Genomic DNA, 14,824 nt, shown 5'->3' on the forward strand with positions numbered 1-14,824 from the left:
TCAACAAATGGAGAAAACACTACAACCACATTAGGCCACACAGTTCATTGAAATATATGACGCCAGTGGCATTTGCTAATCAGGCAGCATAAAATGAATTATCTCATCCAAGCCGCGGTACTAAGTTGGGGGAAAGGTCATTTGGTAGACGTATCTTTCATTACTTTTGATCAATATTATTTTGAGGGTGAAATGATTTCCCTCTGTTTCATTGCAGTCAATGTTGCTGTTACCACTTTAGACACAGAGTATACCTACGAGGGTTTATAATATTTAATTTCATCCCTTTAGTTAAGTCACTAATGTTTTCTGTTGGTACATTTGTTGGTACATGCATATATTTAAGTATTTCATTGAGCGACAAATTAGCGACACCAATAAACAAAAAGTGGTGATAAGACACAACTATGCTTAACAACAAAAACACCTTATCCTTTTGATACTATTGTTATTTATTGCCATCAGACATTATGGGTAATTGACCGTTTAAGACTTAAAATCCCCCGGTAGAAATACCGTGACGGTTCGAGTAAGTCCCCGACCCCTTTCCACCTCCCACCCTCACCATCCCAACCCCAAAACCAGCCACATATGACTTCTATCACTTAAAAATTCAGCTGCAACATGCGAGAATAATTATAAGTTAAACCTCAAGGAGCGGGCCGCCATGACCATCAAAGACACTCTCAAACAAAGATACAGGGATTTAAGCATTTTTAACTATGGTTTAGGTGCGTTTATACTTTTGTTGGTCATATTAAAAATCGATGGTACCTTAGGGCTCATTCTTGTCTTGCTGATCATAGACTCAGGCTCATATTTATACAGAGTTTATATGGTTCAATGCCCTGAGTGTGCTGCCAGTGTTATTAAATCAGAACGTAAACACAACCCTTTCACTGTTTTCAAAGTGCCTGATGTATGTGCCGATTGCGGCTGTAATTACCTCGATGAGGCCACTGATGAGATGCTGATTTGAGGATGAAGCGCATACCTGACCAATCGGCTTTTGAGCTGACTTAAACCGTCGGCCGCTCAACCAATACCCCGTGAACATAGGCGGTTGAATTGATCGAGGCGTGTGACTTTTCAAGTGGCTGCAACTTAATCAGCAGCGAGTCTGAGCGACCTCGGCTTTTGATAACTGATAGGCTGTAGTTAACGTCATCATCATCGCCGATGGGCTGTTCTAGGAAGTTGATTTTTACCGCTTTGGCAGCTGAAATTTTCTGTACCCATGCCGATTGTTGGCTTTGTTTCACTGTTAAGGTCACTGTGGGGTATTTTGAAATCGCCACAGCGTACAGGTAACCAAAGGGGCCTGATTTTGAGAAGTCAATTTGTGGCTGGGGCGAGAATTTATAGCCTGAGACATCATCATCACCGTTACGAATGGCCGCATTGATTGGCCCCACCCAATACCAGTATTGCAAAGAGGACATCAGGAAACTCACCGGCGTGAAATAAACCGTGGTCAGCCCTGAAAAGTCGAATTGCACCGTTACCTCATCAGAATCGGCAGGGAGCACCTGCTGGTCAAACAGTTCTTGTTCGTCCTTGGTTTTGATTGATAAGAACGACTCACTGGGCAGTTTTACCGATGGCTGATTAGACTGGCTGATGATCAGCTCATCATGCTGACTGCGACTGACTTGCATGGAGACACTGAATGCAGTATTTCTGTCTTTCGCGTTCAAACCCGCAATGATTTTTTTTAATGGCGTTTTTACCGCATAGGCAGGTCGCAGTTTGCCGTCATTGGTCAGTAAGCCACCATTGGATTCATCGGGTCTTTGCACTGCCAACAGGGCGTGATGCAGGTAGGCATCGTTCATGGTCACGGCATTCAACAAGGACACGCCAGCGCCCAATGCATTCAAATAATCAACCAACACCGGTACCACTGATTGGCCCGCCTCGGGAGTTTGGTTTAACAACTGTCGGGGTTGTGGGTTGTGCTGTAAATCAGTCAGTGAGACCGGCGGTGATGCCCAGGTTTGGGTGATTTTATTGATGATGGTATCAATGGCTTGTTGGTTGTTGGAGATTGATGGTAACTGCCCAAAAGCATCCTTCCAGGCCTGCAGTAAAGCGGTTTGTTGCAGCAGGATTTTACTTCTGTCTTGATTCAGTTTGTTTTGATCGGCTTGTGACAAAGAATAACTCACTTTACTTAAGGCAGCAATGAACAGGTTGGTGAATGGTTGGCCTTGTTGAATGGGTGAGGTGTTGGCTTTCAAACTGGCGTCAATCCAGTCATAGGTTTTGGCATTAAATACCAGTGACTGCGGATCCTGCCAGTAATAAGGAAAATTACCCAATGGTCCTACGGTGAATGGTTGCATGCCGGTGGTGGCTGATACTGCAGTTCTGGCTTGTTTGGATAAAACTTGGTTGGCAGCAGTTGTGAGGTTCAATGCAATGGATTTGGCTTGATTCATCTGATTTCTCTGGGTGGTTAAGGAAGATGACAGCGGTGCATGATTTCACCGCTATCATAGACTGAATTGTGAGGCTTGGTCATGCAATCCCCCTTGCAGCGGACCAAGCACCTCACAGGTGGCTCAGGCAGCTGGATAATCAGACTGTACGCCCAATACCCAACCCACTGAATCAGTGGCAGTACCCGCAACCAATTCCTTGGGTGGTTTCAGGGTAATGGTGACCGTTGATTTTGAGGCATCCACGGTGACTTTATTGGAGTAGGATGACTCACTGCCACCGATGCCCAAAGGAATACCCAAGAAAGAGATACCCACCGAAGCAGACTGTTCAAAGGTTTTTTGAATCCTCTGGTAATCAGCACTTTTCACAGTGATTTCAACCGTTGGGTAGTTACTGATGGCGGCACCCGTTAAGAAACCAAAAGGACCCTTCTTACTGAAGTCAATTTGTGGTGCAGGTGAAAACTTGAAGCCTGATACATCATTGTCCTTGTTGTTGATGGCATCTTGGATTGGTTTCATCCAATACCAGTTCTGCAACGGTGCTTTGGTGAAGCTGGGGGCACCATAGTTAACCAATGTGACACCAGGAAAACTCATCTTCACTGTGGTTTCATTGTCAGTGGTGGCAATGTTCGACTCGAAGTAACTGGAACTGCCGCCGGCATTGACACTGAAAAAACCCAAAACGGGGTAACTGAATGACGCCCCGCCAGATACCGAAAGCTCATACTCATTGACTGTTGAGCGCGAAACCGTCATTGACAGCTCAACGGCTTGGTCGTCATTTTCTAGGCCGTTGATGATGTCACTGGTTGGGGTGTTGACGCGGTAGGCAGGAAAGTAATTGTCGTTGCCTGGGGTGTTTAACTGGATGCCGCCGTTGCCTTTTTTGGGTGATTGCGCAGCGGCTAAGGCTTTGGCCAAATAAGCATCGTTCATGGTGACGTTGTTCTGCAATGAAACGGCATCACCGATGGCATTCAGCCAATTCACAAACACCGGTACGATGGGTTTGCCAGCTGCTGGTACCTTGTTCAACAGTTCATTGATGTTGATGGCGTTTTGAATGTCTGTCAGCGTGGTGGCTGGATCAGCCCATTCGGTTTGAATGATTGATGCAATTTCATCGATTGGCTGACCTTCACCTTCAGGTAAACTGCCATAAGCTTCAGTCCATGCCCTCAATACCGCGCCTTGTTGATCGGTGGCAGCTGACTTGGCTTGGTTAAGCTTTTCTTGGTCATCGGATGACAGGTGATAACTGACTTTACTCAATGCATCGATGTATATGTTGGTGAAATTCTGATCCAGTTGTAGTGGCGAGGTGTCTGCTTTTAAATTAGAGCTGATCCAATCATAAGTTTTGGCATTGAATTTAAGGTTTCTGGGGTCTTCCCAGTAATACGGCATGTTGCCTTGACTACCGACGTTGAAACCCTCTAATTTTGCGCTGCCCAATACCGTGCTTAAAATGGTATTGGCTTGTTTTTTTAGCTCATCAATGATTTGTGTTGGTTCTAATGAATGACTCATAATATTACCCTCCTGAGGTAGATTGATTGTGGTGATAGGCCCTGAGCTTATTGACTCAGTTAAAACCCATCTGAATACCACAGACTTTTTTTGCCTGTGTTTGCCGCCAAACCCATGGCGGTACTTTTTCAGTTGCTGATTAACAACAGGCCTCTATCTTGTGAATTACTACCAATTAAGTCCTTACAACTTCATTGTGCTTTCTTACCAAGTTCTTACCAAACTTTTATTTAACATACATATCAATAACTTATGCCATTTTTAAAAGTTCATAAAAAGTGCTTGATTGATTGGAATCAAAACCATGACAAAACCCAGTCGATGGCCCAATTGGCTAGGCAGGCGAACAAGACTTGTTTAATCAGTGCACTGACAGATAATGTGGGTGATTATTTTGGCTACTGCTGGGTGAATATTTGCCGGAAAGGCTGCGCCAAGGACAGCAGTTGGGTTCAGATCAAGCGGCTGCCAGCCCGGTTCAAGCGGTCATGCACATCCCGCCATTCATCGGTTGAGGGAGGCAACTCTAACCATATGCATTGGGCTGCGCTTTGATCCATTTGGTATAAGGTGTGGTACAAGGATTGAGCATAAGCGACTTTATCTGCTGACATCACTTCATCCTCATCAGTCATCAAGTCTTTGAGCTCTGCACTGTAGTATACACAAACCGTACCATCGCTGCGGTTGGCTAACTGGTCTTTTAATTGCTCGGTGCTGAGCAACAACATGGGTTTGCTGGGTTGATAATGCGCCTCAACATTACCTGGTACTGCCACATCATGATTTTCAGGTACTGCCACAGGCGTTCCTAATACATTCGCTATTTGTGATGCTGTGATAGGCCCAGGGCGCAGCACTGTTGGTTGTTCCGATGACAAGTCTAAAATAGTTGACTCAATGCCAACCTCACACGGGCCACCATCCAAGACCGCATCAATTTTTCCAGCGAGGGTTTCGAACACTTGATCTGCAGTGGTGGGACTGAGTTTTTTATACGGGTTGGCAGAAGGTGCCGCCACCGCCAATTGAGTTAAGTGAAGTAATTCCAGCATCACTGGATGGGCTGGATTTCTTAAACCAATGGTATCGAGTCCACCCGTAATGATGGAACTGATGTGGGGTTGTTTGTTCAGTAATAAGGTCAAAGGCCCAGGCCAAAATGCCTCAGCCAGTTGGTAGGCTTGCGGAGGAATGTCTCGAGCCCAATGGGTCAAATGACTGGCATCAGCAATGTGCACAATCAGTGGGTGGTTGGCAGGCCGGCCTTTGGCCTCAAATATTTTGCTCAACGCATCCTCATCGGCGGCATTGGCAGCCAAACCATAGACAGTTTCAGTCGGTACAGCAACCACACCACCTTTATTAAGCATGTTTGCTGCTGCGACCATGTCTGTAGAACTGGTGCTGTTTAATTTTTTGGTTTTCATATCACTTCTTCATCAGGCCATTGGCACCATTAACAATGACTCATGGTGATTGATCAAAACCATCTACGAATAAAATATCCGCAAAACTGAAAACCTGATATTTGTGTTCGAGCAATTCAGTATATTGAGCCAAAAGACCCTGTCCAGCGCCGGCATTCCGGTATTTTTGCACCGCAAATCCAATGATCGGTAAACCAAGCAAGCCTTGGTCCTCATTATCAACCATGTAATGGCTGTTGCCATCAAAGTGGAGCGATGCCCAGCCGATATCACTGTTATTACTCGTTTGTTCAATCAGAATTTCATTGGCTGCATTTGTTTGGAAAACCCCAGGACCACCAAATTGGTCTTTGAAACTGACTATAGCAATGGCACCACAAGACGCCAGCTGCACTGGATCAGCAGCCAGGGTATTGACATCATTGCGGCTTAGGCTATACGACTCGCAGGAAGATTCACCGTCCCACAGCTCACTGAATGGAGTGGATGGCGCTTTTAATTCGGGGTTGGTATGAAAAGTTTTGGTCGGCCAACTGATGACCCAGTCCGTGCGACCCGTTATGAATGGGCTGATATTGTATTGATTATTCACAACCGATTTCATTAACACAGCCGAGACCGCTTGGTAACCATTGACCCAGGTGGCAGAGGAATAACCTGAGGCGGTTTGAAGCAAAGACACAGGCGCCCCTTGGCTCAGATCGGGAAGCGCGTCATCGGGTTGGGTGTGCACTGCATCAGCTGCCCAGAAGTCATCCAGGGCCACTGCGTCATACGCCACCATTTGGCCCTCTGACATATTCAGTAACACCCCAGCACCGGACAACTTACCTGTCGGTAAAGTTAAGTCCACACTGCCATCAAGCTCCCAATAACCAGCAGCAGACCAGGCTGACTCTAACAGCTCGCAATCACTGGGTATACCGGCACTGTCATGTTGTAATGCGGCAGCAGATGTACCTACGACCACACCCATTTCAAGCACTTCAATCAAACCTTCAGTAGCTCGTCCAATCGACTGATTAGAATCTGTAGCAGGAATATTCACGGCGGTGAACTCTTCGCCAGCCTTATGGAGAAATGGGGCACATGAGTTATCGACTGTGCTGTGTAAAACACTGATTGTTCCCTCCTGTTGTGGGTCTGATGGCGCCGTTGGGGTCAACACCCCAGTCCACACATCTCGGGGTGATAGGTAGACATTAAACTGTAACACTGGCACCAGATTAACGCCCTCTCGAAAACGCACTTTAATGGCTTTGGCCTCATCACTGTTGTTGACCACTGAATAGATGCTGTTGTAACCGCCTTTGACATTATAGTAAGGGAATAACAGCACTTGACCACTGCCGTCGGTGCTGAGGTTAACTGCCGTTGCACCTAAAGCGTTCATCAAGCACAGCCACATGATCACAAGTTTTTGATAACGTTTCATTCTCTACTCCCTGTTTGGTCAGCTTGGTTCTTGGCTGTGGCAATCAGTTTTGACTGCACATGTTTTCTGGCAGACATGAATGTTGCCGTCAATCCCTCAGTTGCGTTGTTGTTTGTAAACTTCTCAAATTGGAACGCTATGGCCGGCAAGCCTTGTAGCCCGTCACCGGATGTTGGCAATAATCGGCGGGGTGCACTGGTCAAATCCAAAGCCATCCAACCCGCCGTGCCTGCATTCTGGTCATCTGGTGTGAATACCGGTTGCGCCTTGAATGAACCCAAAATTCCAGACTCATTAGGCTGCACATCACCCGGCCGTAAAAACTCAATCACATTGGTGCTGTAACAGAGCGACAAAGATTCACCATTGGTGCCTGAATCGCTGATTTGTTCACGGTCCCAAATGAAATATGTTAAATCCTCACAAGCTGAAGCACCATTCCACAGCGCTGAGAAAGGAGGAACCACTACATCACCATTGGTATAGAATGGTTTGGTTGGGAAATTGATGACCCACTCAGAGGTTGTCTCATTGATCGGGTTGAGGCTGAATTCGTTGCTCAATTGATTCGACATCATCAAGGCAGACACTGCATCTATACCCCTGACCCAAGTGGCGCTGGAAACCACATCACCAACCCGAACTTCGGTCGACGCCTGAGCTGCTGCCAAAGAGGGAACCAGGGCACCAGGGGAGGTGTGGCTGCCCAAGTCATTCGACCAAAACCCCCGCAGCGCAGTGGCTGGCAAATTAACTGTTAAACCATTGGCCACATCAACAATCGCCGCCGCACCAAATAAGCCACCTGAGACTTGAGCCTCATCTGCTATATCATAAACATCATTATCAATCCAATCGTTGGTAATCCCATCACAATTGGCCGGAACACCGACTTGGCCATGACTTGCCCAGGCGGCAGTGGTGCCATCAAATGTGGCCATCTCAATGACTTCTATGTGACCCTCTCTACTCCTTTGTAGGTCGTTATTGGGTGTATCGGCATCAATAATAAAAGGTAAAAACTCCTGTTGATCAGACAGAAAAGGGGTGCAAGAATTATCGTTATCAACATGTAAAACTGATAACTCTCCTGTGTGACCATTGACCGTGGATGTGGTTGGAACCAAGACGCCCCACCAGACATCATAAGCATCAAGATAAACATTGAATTCCAGCACCTCAAGACCGTTTTCCCCTTCCAGAAAACGCACTTTGATGGCCTTGGTGTCGGCAGTGGTGTTGACCACTGAGTATGTGGTGTTTAAGCCATTATTTACGGTGTAATAGGGGTAAATGAGAACTTCACCTATCCCGCCTTCGCTAAGCGCCATGCTTGCCAATGATAACTGTGGCAAGGCCAACGCCATTACCAGCATCCAATGAATTTTCCTATGTGACATATATACTCCTTGGTTTTATGAACATAATGATAACTTATTTTTTCATTTTCGAGCCAGAAAAACATGGCTATTGACAACATTCAACTCATACCCAAATAGACTTAATGAAATTACTTTTACTCTCACTGGTGTTGTTCACTAGCACATCAATTGAACACACAACAACCAAAGCCCCAATTAATTTTGGTCACAGTCCTATCGCCCACAATCACTGTTTTGATGCAGTCATGCCATTGAACAATCGAAAAATTCAAACAACTGACAGCATGCCAAATGACCAACCACCAATCAACCATGAAATGGAACTGTTAAACGCCTGTTTATCAAGTCTGGTGGCTTTAACGCCACATTTCATCATCGGCTATTTCTGACCCACATCAAGTCAATAACAGGTTTCAAACATAACTTCTGGCACTCAATAAAACGCGCCCCATGTGGTATTTTATTTATAACGTCATACAGGAGTTAATTATGTGGTTATTCATCAAATCATTGTTCATGATAAAAGACCGAAGTATTGCCAAGGAAATGGTCGCCAGTCAACAGTCAAAAAACACCGCTGCTGTGAAATTCAGACTCAGCCGCTTGATGCGTCGCCGCGCCAGGCGCAATAAATTCAAAGCACACATCAACACCCAATTATCATACAAGGTAAAATAATAACATGCGCAAAAAGAGACCGACCCAATCAACCACGCAACTCAGCAAACAACAACGCATCACGGCTGCTGCCAAGTCTTTGTTGTGCTTGTTTGCGGCGATTGCGGTGTTACTTTACGGTTTGGTTTTTGCCACCAATTTAAGCACGGTACTAAACCCGGTTAATACCACATTGAATGTGCTCATAACCGTTTTGTGTTACGGCACAGTGGCCGTGTTGTTTGTGCTGTTGTGGCATGGCTTCAACCGCTTCATGACACAAGCTTTTTCCGGCTTGAAGTAAGCCATTGAATCATTTCGGTTTGAGTTGTTCTCGCAAGCCAGGCAGGATGCCATTGTGATCCAACTCAAACACCAAAGCCAGTTGCCGACCCAATTGGTTATCAGGAAAACCTTGTCGATTGAACCAAGCCAAGTAATGGCCAGGCAAATCCATCAAACGCCGCCCTTGGTATTTACCAAAAGGCATTTTTACCTGTAGGGCTTTGAGGAATTCGGCTTGTTGCTGCTGACTGAAAGTCACGAACTTACTTTGGCTTGCATGGCACGGCGCTTATTCAGCTGGGCCTCTCGGCGAGCAATGTAAACGCCTGAAGCAAAGACAATGCCAGCCCCAATGATGGTCCACTGATCAACCGCCTGATCGAACACAATCCATGCCATGACGATGATGAAAGGCAAACGTGCAAAATCAAATGGCATGACGATTGAGACATCTGAAATTTTCAGTGAACTGGTGAACATCAAATGCGCAAAACTACCCAAAAAGCCCATCAAAGCCACCAGCAGCCAGGTTTCCATGGTTGGCCACTGCCACACCGTCATCGCCACCGGCAAGGACAACGGCGTCATCAATAACACCATGTACATCACGATGACATTGGCATCTTCGGTTCGCGACAAGCTTTTGATCACCAGCACCGACGCAGCCATGGTTACAGATGAGGCGATGACCACCAATGAAGCAAACAAATCCCCATCAATACTGGGACGCAAGATAATCAAAGTACCGATAAAACCGACCAACACAGCGGCCCAACGGCGCCCATTCACATCTTCTTTAAGGAATACAGCAGCACCAATGGTAACGAACAAGGGTACGGTAAAACTCAAAGCCACGGCTTTGGCCAATGGCAACACCGTGATGCCCCAGAAATAACAAAACATTGAGAACAGGCCCAACAAGGCGCGAATAACGAACAGGCCAATGCGATCAGTTTTGAAACTGCGGTAGCCAAACTTAATCAACCAAGGCAGCATGAAGACCAAACCAAATAAATTCCTGAAAAAAGCAATTTGAAACGGGTGCAACTCACCCGATGTCCAGCGAATCAAAACATTCATGAAACTGAAACCCAGTGCAGCCAGAAGCATCAAGGCGATTCCTTTGAATAAAGCAGAATTGGCTGAGGTTTGAGCAGTCATGGGTAATGTGTAGGTGATTGAATGCAGCGCTTAAGTTTAATCAAACTACACGCTAAGCTCCACTTATATTATGGCTTTTCTGAGCGGGTCATGTACAAACAATTTTCCAGCGGAATCTCAACTGGGTACTCACGCTGTTCAAAACCCACTTTTTCATACAGTTTCATGGCACTGGTGTTATCGCTCAAAACAAACAAAGAGCCTTTATCAAGGTTCAAATCATCTTGACCGGCTTGGAGCAATGCTTCGATCAAATGAACTCCCACGCCCTGTCCTCTGAATTTTGGTGACACCACCAGCCGGCCCAGATGACAATGATCAAGGCGGTTGTAAATTTGCCCAAAAGCCAACAGGGTGCGGCCTTGTTTCAGTACATAAGATTGGCTTTTGTGGTATTTGGACTGTGTTTTGAACCGTTTTATCTGCAAAGGGTAGGAAATATCTGGCCCGCCCCAGTAGAAAACCGCTTTTTCGCTGTTGAACCAGCGAAACACCCCAACCAAATCTTGGTCAGTGCATGGCGAAAGGCTCATGCCGCTCGGATCTAAAGCATGGCTTGTGGATTTACTCATTGCACCAGTCTCGCTGCTGAATGATTACACCCACAATGAAAACAGCTTTTCTCATGCTCTTTTTGTACGGCGCTTGAGGGTGGCCAAGTAAATGCCCGAAAGCACCAGCACCAAACCAATCACATCCATCATGCCTGTTGGCCTGGAGAAAAACAGCACATCCCAAATCATCGCCATCGCCGGTTGTAACAGCAATAACAAGCCAACAATCGAAGTGGGTAGTAAAGGCATGGTCTTGGTGATCATGGCCCAGCCAATGACCTGACAAAAAACCCCCAACAGAATCACTGACAACCAAGACTGCCAATCAGGCACCTGAAAAGTACCGCCCTCTAGCTTTAATACCACAGCCAAAACCATGGCACAAATGATGGATAAAACACCCAAGTTTGCCATCGGCGATAAGGTGTTGGCTTGGGATTGGGTGTGGCGCAAACACAACATAAAACCGGTATAACATAAGGCCGTAGCCAAGCCGTAATAGACCCCGAGTCGATAAGCTGCTGAAAAACCATCCCACTCCATGCCAACCAATAAAAACAAGCCAGCAAAAGTAAAGGTCAGACCTAAGAAAAACTTAAAGCCAATCACTTCTTTCAAGAACAGGTAACCAAAAAGGGTCATAAAGAACACTTGCACATTACCTAATACAGTCGCCAACCCAGGGCCAACGTATTGGATCGATTGATGCCAAAACCACAAATCAGCAGCAAAAAACACCGCACCCAGCACCAACCATTTGGTGTAGCTGAAGCTGCGTATCAAGGGCTGACCTCGAAGCAAACAAATCAACAACAAAATCACCCCGCCTATCAGCATGCGATAAAAACCGATGGCAGAAGCACTGAGGTTGGCCAGTTTGACCCAAACACCTGATGAGCTGATGACCACCGCAGCCACTAACATCGTTATCACTGCCTGGGTGGTGTTGACTGCTTTAATTGGATTGATCCAGTAACTGTTTCATTTGAGCCTCGAGCGTTTCGATCCGTGCTTCCAGCTGGTCGACTCTTGATGTTTTGTTGGTGGTGGCTTTGACTTGTTGCACCACTTCAGTGATATCAACCTCACCACACAACAAATGGGTGTAACGGTCTTCACGACTACCTGGCCCTTTGGGTATGCGTATGACCAAAGGCCAATCACGCTCAATCAATGAATCAACCACCGCTTTCACCTCATCAGCATCAACAAAATCTTCCATGCGAGCTGTTTTGGTTTTGATGTCGTTCAAGGTGATGGGTTCTCTGACCATCAGCACCGCCAACACGGCTTGTTGTTTGCGGTCTATTTTAAATTCAGTCAGCACCCGGTGGGTGACATGCGTTGCCCTGCCGCCATAATCGACGCCAACCAAACTCCGACCATCCAACTGATTCACCACATGTCCTAATTGGCCTTCAGTCAAAGACATGACCGGTACGCGGTTGGTCTTTTGGTTACAGGCCAACAGCAAGGAATTCATGCTCAAAGGATAGTTGTTCGGTGTGGTCAGCTGCTTTTCCATCAAACAGGCAATCACCCGGGCTTCAATGTCACTGAAATAGGCTTCTTTGTTGTTGTTTTCTTCTGTCATTGTTCTTTTCTCAAATCCCTCACTAAACGAAAACCGATGTGTGTCCAAGACTCATCAAAATCTATTTTTTTCATACCACCATCATCACCCAAACTCGAGAGCCATGATCGGCCCATCACTGAATTGCTGTCGCACAGGTCATCTGGCTTTAAAATGGCCTTGAACTTACCCAAACGTTCACAGCCTGATATCCATTCACTGACATTACCGTTGAGGCCGTAAAGGCCCAATGCATTTTTGCTGAACTGGCTGCGTCGAGCCACATGTGTGACACCATCATTGCAGCCGTAAAGTCCCTCGACCTCATCTTTATCTGGAAATTCCTGACCGGCCAGATTGGCATCTCCACATTGGCTGTTGTTGCCGGCCAAGCGCACCAAATGTCGCCATTCTCTCGCACTCGGCAAGCGGTATGTGTGTCCTGTTTGTTGGCTCAACCAAGCGGCATATGCCTTGGCATCTTGCCAGCTGACACAAACGACTGGCATGTCATTGAAAATTTTAAAGCCCGGTTTAAGGTAGTTTCTTTGGCTGAAAATCAGGTTGACTTTCAGGCTGCTTTTACAGCGATTCAAGTCACGTTGGGTGGCGCTGGCAAAACGGTCATACTGTTGCCAAGTTATTTCGCTTTGGGTCACCGCCAATCCATAATTGAGTAAGCCTTTTTTATGACCTAACTGCGGCGTAACCACCACCGACTTGATACCAAGTTTGTCGGTCAAGACTTGACCGGATCTGAGCATGCTGTCAATGTTATTCAATAACTCATCAACCAGTTCTTGTCCTGGTATGACACGATCAATCAAGCTGATATAACTTTTGGCTTTGGCCTGATTGAGGTTGTTTCTCGCCGCTTGTACTTTTTCCACCACGGCGCCAATCATCAAGCTGCGTTGCATTTCGGTATTTGTTTCCAATGACAGCAACAAATCTTCATTGGTTAAGATGGTGCGATGTCGAACTTCAGCCACGGCATCAGCAAAAGACTCTGCTTGTTTCAAATCATTTTTTAACACCGCTTGGTACAACAGTTCATAATATCCCGCCATGACCTCTGACAGCAGTTTCAAGCCCTCAGGATGCTGGGGTATGTTGCGTAAGAGTTTTAATAAATCATCCAGTGCATTGTTACTTTCTGGGGTGGTCAATTGTTTGCGCTCGATATTTCTCTGCGCAGCCTTGAGCAGTTTTGCTTCCTCATCGGCACTCAGGGTATTGACCACTGGCGAAATGGTTTTTTGTTCTGTGGATTGATTTGCTGCCAGTTGTTCAGCATCTGCCTCGGGTTCTGCCGGCACTGATTCAGCCACATTAAGCACTGTTTCAGCACCAATCGAATCAGTTGTTTCAACGCTGTTTTCGTTGTTAACTACTTCTGGCGGTTTTTCCTTTGCTGCATCATCTGCAAACTGAAGGAAAGTAACAAGTGCAACAAGCGCTAAAACCACAGCCAGGGTTGACCATTGAATCAACCGGTGCCCAGTTTTTTGTTGGTGCACGGCTTTGATTGCTGCTCGCAAAGTTTTAATGTCCTGAAAACGACCGTCGGGCGATTTAGCCAAACAACCATCAATGATGCCCTGCCAATGGGCTTTTTCTGCCGGCAGCGCTGGCACTGGATCAGATAAATGAGCCATCATGATGGACAGGTCACTGTCACGATCAAACACAGGTTCACCGGTTAATAACTCGTATAAAATCGCCCCCAAACTGTAAACATCCGAGCGGGCATCTATGTGTTTTGATTCGGCCTGTTCAGGGCTCATGTAGTGGACACTGCCGACAATTTTTCGATCCTTAGTGAAACGTTGTTGGCCGGTGCTCAGCGCAATGCCAAAATCAGCTATTTGAACGTTACCAAATTGATCGAATAGTATATTCTCAGGCTTGATGTCACGATGAATAACGCCTTGGTTATGTGCGTGCTCCAAACCATTACAGATACCTATGAGCATGTTTTTCAATCCAGCATCATCGTGGTACTGGAAAGTGGTCAAATCACCGTGCTGCAGGTAGGGCATGGAGTAAAACAATAAGGTCTCATCGACATGACCCACTTCATAAATACTAACAATATTAGGGTGGTATAACTGCGCAATGATTTCAGCTTCTTGCTCAAAGCGTTTGACCACACTTTCTTCTTCAGTGATAACCGGGCGCATGACTTTCAGTGCCACTTCGCGTTTCAAGGACTCCTGAAAGGCCAAGTAAACCACACTCATACCACCTTCACCTACCTTCCTGATGATGCGGTATCCGGGGATGACTATTTTCGGTTTTTGCGAACTCATTGCTGGGCTATTTTAGCCTAAACTTATGGCTTTATATTGATGAAAAGTAATTTAC

General features: G+C 46.2%; 17 protein-coding genes. 6 read left to right on the top strand and 11 right to left on the bottom strand.

Annotation, left to right across the window (positions count from 1 at the left end; genetic code table 11):
- The 3 genes from QNI24_RS15450 to QNI24_RS04900 all read left to right on the top strand — a co-directional run.
- The coding region (locus QNI24_RS15450) for an integrase core domain-containing protein (RefSeq protein ID WP_430539204.1) at positions 1-92 on the top strand (92 nt) is incomplete at its 5' end.
- Between the two features lies 1 nt (position 93).
- Positions 94-270 carry a hypothetical protein gene (locus QNI24_RS04895; RefSeq protein WP_283708512.1) on the top strand — a complete coding sequence of 59 codons (177 nt, stop codon included), beginning with the start codon at positions 94-96 and terminating at the stop codon, positions 268-270.
- 397 nt (positions 271-667) lie between these two features.
- The gene (locus QNI24_RS04900; RefSeq protein ID WP_267175542.1) at positions 668-979 is read left to right on the top strand and encodes a hypothetical protein; all 312 of its coding nucleotides are present in this window, start codon (positions 668-670) and stop codon (positions 977-979) included.
- A 40-nt stretch (positions 980-1,019) separates the two neighbouring features.
- Here the strand turns inward: QNI24_RS04900 and QNI24_RS04905 are convergent, their stop codons facing one another.
- From QNI24_RS04905 to QNI24_RS04925, 5 genes are all read right to left on the bottom strand, one after another.
- Entirely contained in the window at positions 1,020-2,441 is a 1,422-nt protein-coding gene (locus QNI24_RS04905) for a hypothetical protein (RefSeq protein WP_267175541.1), read from the bottom strand.
- Positions 2,442-2,564: 123 nt separating this feature from the next.
- Positions 2,565-3,980, bottom strand: a complete 1,416-nt coding sequence (locus QNI24_RS04910) for a hypothetical protein (protein WP_267175540.1) — start codon at positions 3,978-3,980, stop codon at positions 2,565-2,567.
- Positions 3,981-4,432: 452 nt separating this feature from the next.
- On the bottom strand, positions 4,433-5,410 hold the full coding sequence (locus tag QNI24_RS04915) for an L-threonylcarbamoyladenylate synthase (protein WP_267175539.1): 978 nt from the start codon (positions 5,408-5,410) through the stop codon (positions 4,433-4,435).
- A 40-nt stretch (positions 5,411-5,450) separates the two neighbouring features.
- Positions 5,451-6,845: a hypothetical protein gene (locus QNI24_RS04920; protein ID WP_267175538.1), complete on the bottom strand. Its 1,395-nt coding sequence runs from the start codon at positions 6,843-6,845 to the stop codon at positions 5,451-5,453.
- Positions 6,842-8,245 carry a hypothetical protein gene (locus tag QNI24_RS04925; RefSeq protein WP_267175537.1) on the bottom strand — a complete coding sequence of 468 codons (1,404 nt, stop codon included), beginning with the start codon at positions 8,243-8,245 and terminating at the stop codon, positions 6,842-6,844. The genes QNI24_RS04920 and QNI24_RS04925 overlap by 4 nt, the downstream gene beginning before the upstream one ends.
- 104 nt (positions 8,246-8,349) lie before the next feature.
- Between QNI24_RS04925 and QNI24_RS04930 the strand changes: the two genes are divergently transcribed.
- The 3 genes from QNI24_RS04930 (at position 8,350) to QNI24_RS04940 (ending at position 9,188) form a co-directional block, all read left to right on the top strand.
- Positions 8,350-8,616 (top strand): hypothetical protein, encoded by a 267-nt coding sequence (locus QNI24_RS04930; protein ID WP_267175536.1) that lies wholly within the window; start codon positions 8,350-8,352, stop codon positions 8,614-8,616.
- A 100-nt stretch (positions 8,617-8,716) separates the two neighbouring features.
- Positions 8,717-8,905, top strand: a complete 189-nt coding sequence (locus tag QNI24_RS04935; protein ID WP_267175535.1) for a hypothetical protein — start codon at positions 8,717-8,719, stop codon at positions 8,903-8,905.
- Positions 8,906-8,909: 4 nt separating this feature from the next.
- Positions 8,910-9,188, top strand: coding sequence for a hypothetical protein (locus tag QNI24_RS04940; protein WP_267175534.1), 279 nt, complete (start codon positions 8,910-8,912; stop codon positions 9,186-9,188).
- A gap of 9 nt (positions 9,189-9,197) precedes the next feature.
- On the opposite strand, the gene QNI24_RS04945 is transcribed toward QNI24_RS04940, so the two are convergent.
- The 6 genes from QNI24_RS04945 to QNI24_RS04970 form a co-directional block, all read right to left on the bottom strand.
- Positions 9,198-9,428 (bottom strand): DUF3820 family protein, encoded by a 231-nt coding sequence (locus tag QNI24_RS04945; protein WP_267175533.1) that lies wholly within the window; start codon positions 9,426-9,428, stop codon positions 9,198-9,200.
- On the bottom strand, positions 9,425-10,330 hold the full coding sequence (locus tag QNI24_RS04950) for a DMT family transporter (protein ID WP_267175532.1): 906 nt from the start codon (positions 10,328-10,330) through the stop codon (positions 9,425-9,427). Before QNI24_RS04950 ends, QNI24_RS04945 begins: the two co-directional genes overlap by 4 nt.
- Before the next feature lie 68 nt (positions 10,331-10,398).
- Positions 10,399-10,902: a GNAT family N-acetyltransferase gene (locus QNI24_RS04955; protein ID WP_267175531.1), complete on the bottom strand. Its 504-nt coding sequence runs from the start codon at positions 10,900-10,902 to the stop codon at positions 10,399-10,401.
- A 51-nt stretch (positions 10,903-10,953) separates the two neighbouring features.
- Positions 10,954-11,808 carry a DMT family transporter gene (locus tag QNI24_RS04960; RefSeq protein ID WP_267175530.1) on the bottom strand — a complete coding sequence of 285 codons (855 nt, stop codon included), beginning with the start codon at positions 11,806-11,808 and terminating at the stop codon, positions 10,954-10,956.
- 31 nt (positions 11,809-11,839) lie between these two features.
- Positions 11,840-12,478, bottom strand: coding sequence for a YceH family protein (locus QNI24_RS04965; RefSeq protein WP_267175529.1), 639 nt, complete (start codon positions 12,476-12,478; stop codon positions 11,840-11,842).
- Positions 12,475-14,769, bottom strand: coding sequence for a bifunctional serine/threonine-protein kinase/formylglycine-generating enzyme family protein (locus QNI24_RS04970; protein ID WP_267175528.1), 2,295 nt, complete (start codon positions 14,767-14,769; stop codon positions 12,475-12,477). Before QNI24_RS04970 ends, QNI24_RS04965 begins: the two co-directional genes overlap by 4 nt.
- Positions 14,770-14,824: the final 55 nt, after the last annotated feature.

This window comes from Marinicella marina (assembly GCF_030065545.1).
In the GTDB taxonomy this organism is placed as follows: Bacteria; Pseudomonadota; Gammaproteobacteria; order Xanthomonadales; family Marinicellaceae; genus Marinicella; species Marinicella marina.

Coding starts and splice junctions, on each gene's coding strand:
- QNI24_RS04895 (WP_283708512.1), top strand. CDS start 94: ATGAATTATCTCATCCAAGCCGCGGTACTAAGTTGGGGGAAAGGTCAT.
- QNI24_RS04900 (WP_267175542.1), top strand. CDS start 668: ATGACCATCAAAGACACTCTCAAACAAAGATACAGGGATTTAAGCATT.
- QNI24_RS04905 (WP_267175541.1), bottom strand. CDS start 2,441: ATGAATCAAGCCAAATCCATTGCATTGAACCTCACAACTGCTGCCAAC.
- QNI24_RS04910 (WP_267175540.1), bottom strand. CDS start 3,980: ATGAGTCATTCATTAGAACCAACACAAATCATTGATGAGCTAAAAAAA.
- QNI24_RS04915 (WP_267175539.1), bottom strand. CDS start 5,410: ATGAAAACCAAAAAATTAAACAGCACCAGTTCTACAGACATGGTCGCA.
- QNI24_RS04920 (WP_267175538.1), bottom strand. CDS start 6,845: ATGAAACGTTATCAAAAACTTGTGATCATGTGGCTGTGCTTGATGAAC.
- QNI24_RS04925 (WP_267175537.1), bottom strand. CDS start 8,245: ATGTCACATAGGAAAATTCATTGGATGCTGGTAATGGCGTTGGCCTTG.
- QNI24_RS04930 (WP_267175536.1), top strand. CDS start 8,350: ATGAAATTACTTTTACTCTCACTGGTGTTGTTCACTAGCACATCAATT.
- QNI24_RS04935 (WP_267175535.1), top strand. CDS start 8,717: ATGTGGTTATTCATCAAATCATTGTTCATGATAAAAGACCGAAGTATT.
- QNI24_RS04940 (WP_267175534.1), top strand. CDS start 8,910: ATGCGCAAAAAGAGACCGACCCAATCAACCACGCAACTCAGCAAACAA.
- QNI24_RS04950 (WP_267175532.1), bottom strand. CDS start 10,330: ATGACTGCTCAAACCTCAGCCAATTCTGCTTTATTCAAAGGAATCGCC.
- QNI24_RS04955 (WP_267175531.1), bottom strand. CDS start 10,902: ATGAGTAAATCCACAAGCCATGCTTTAGATCCGAGCGGCATGAGCCTT.
- QNI24_RS04960 (WP_267175530.1), bottom strand. CDS start 11,808: ATGTTAGTGGCTGCGGTGGTCATCAGCTCATCAGGTGTTTGGGTCAAA.
- QNI24_RS04965 (WP_267175529.1), bottom strand. CDS start 12,478: ATGACAGAAGAAAACAACAACAAAGAAGCCTATTTCAGTGACATTGAA.
- QNI24_RS04970 (WP_267175528.1), bottom strand. CDS start 14,769: ATGAGTTCGCAAAAACCGAAAATAGTCATCCCCGGATACCGCATCATC.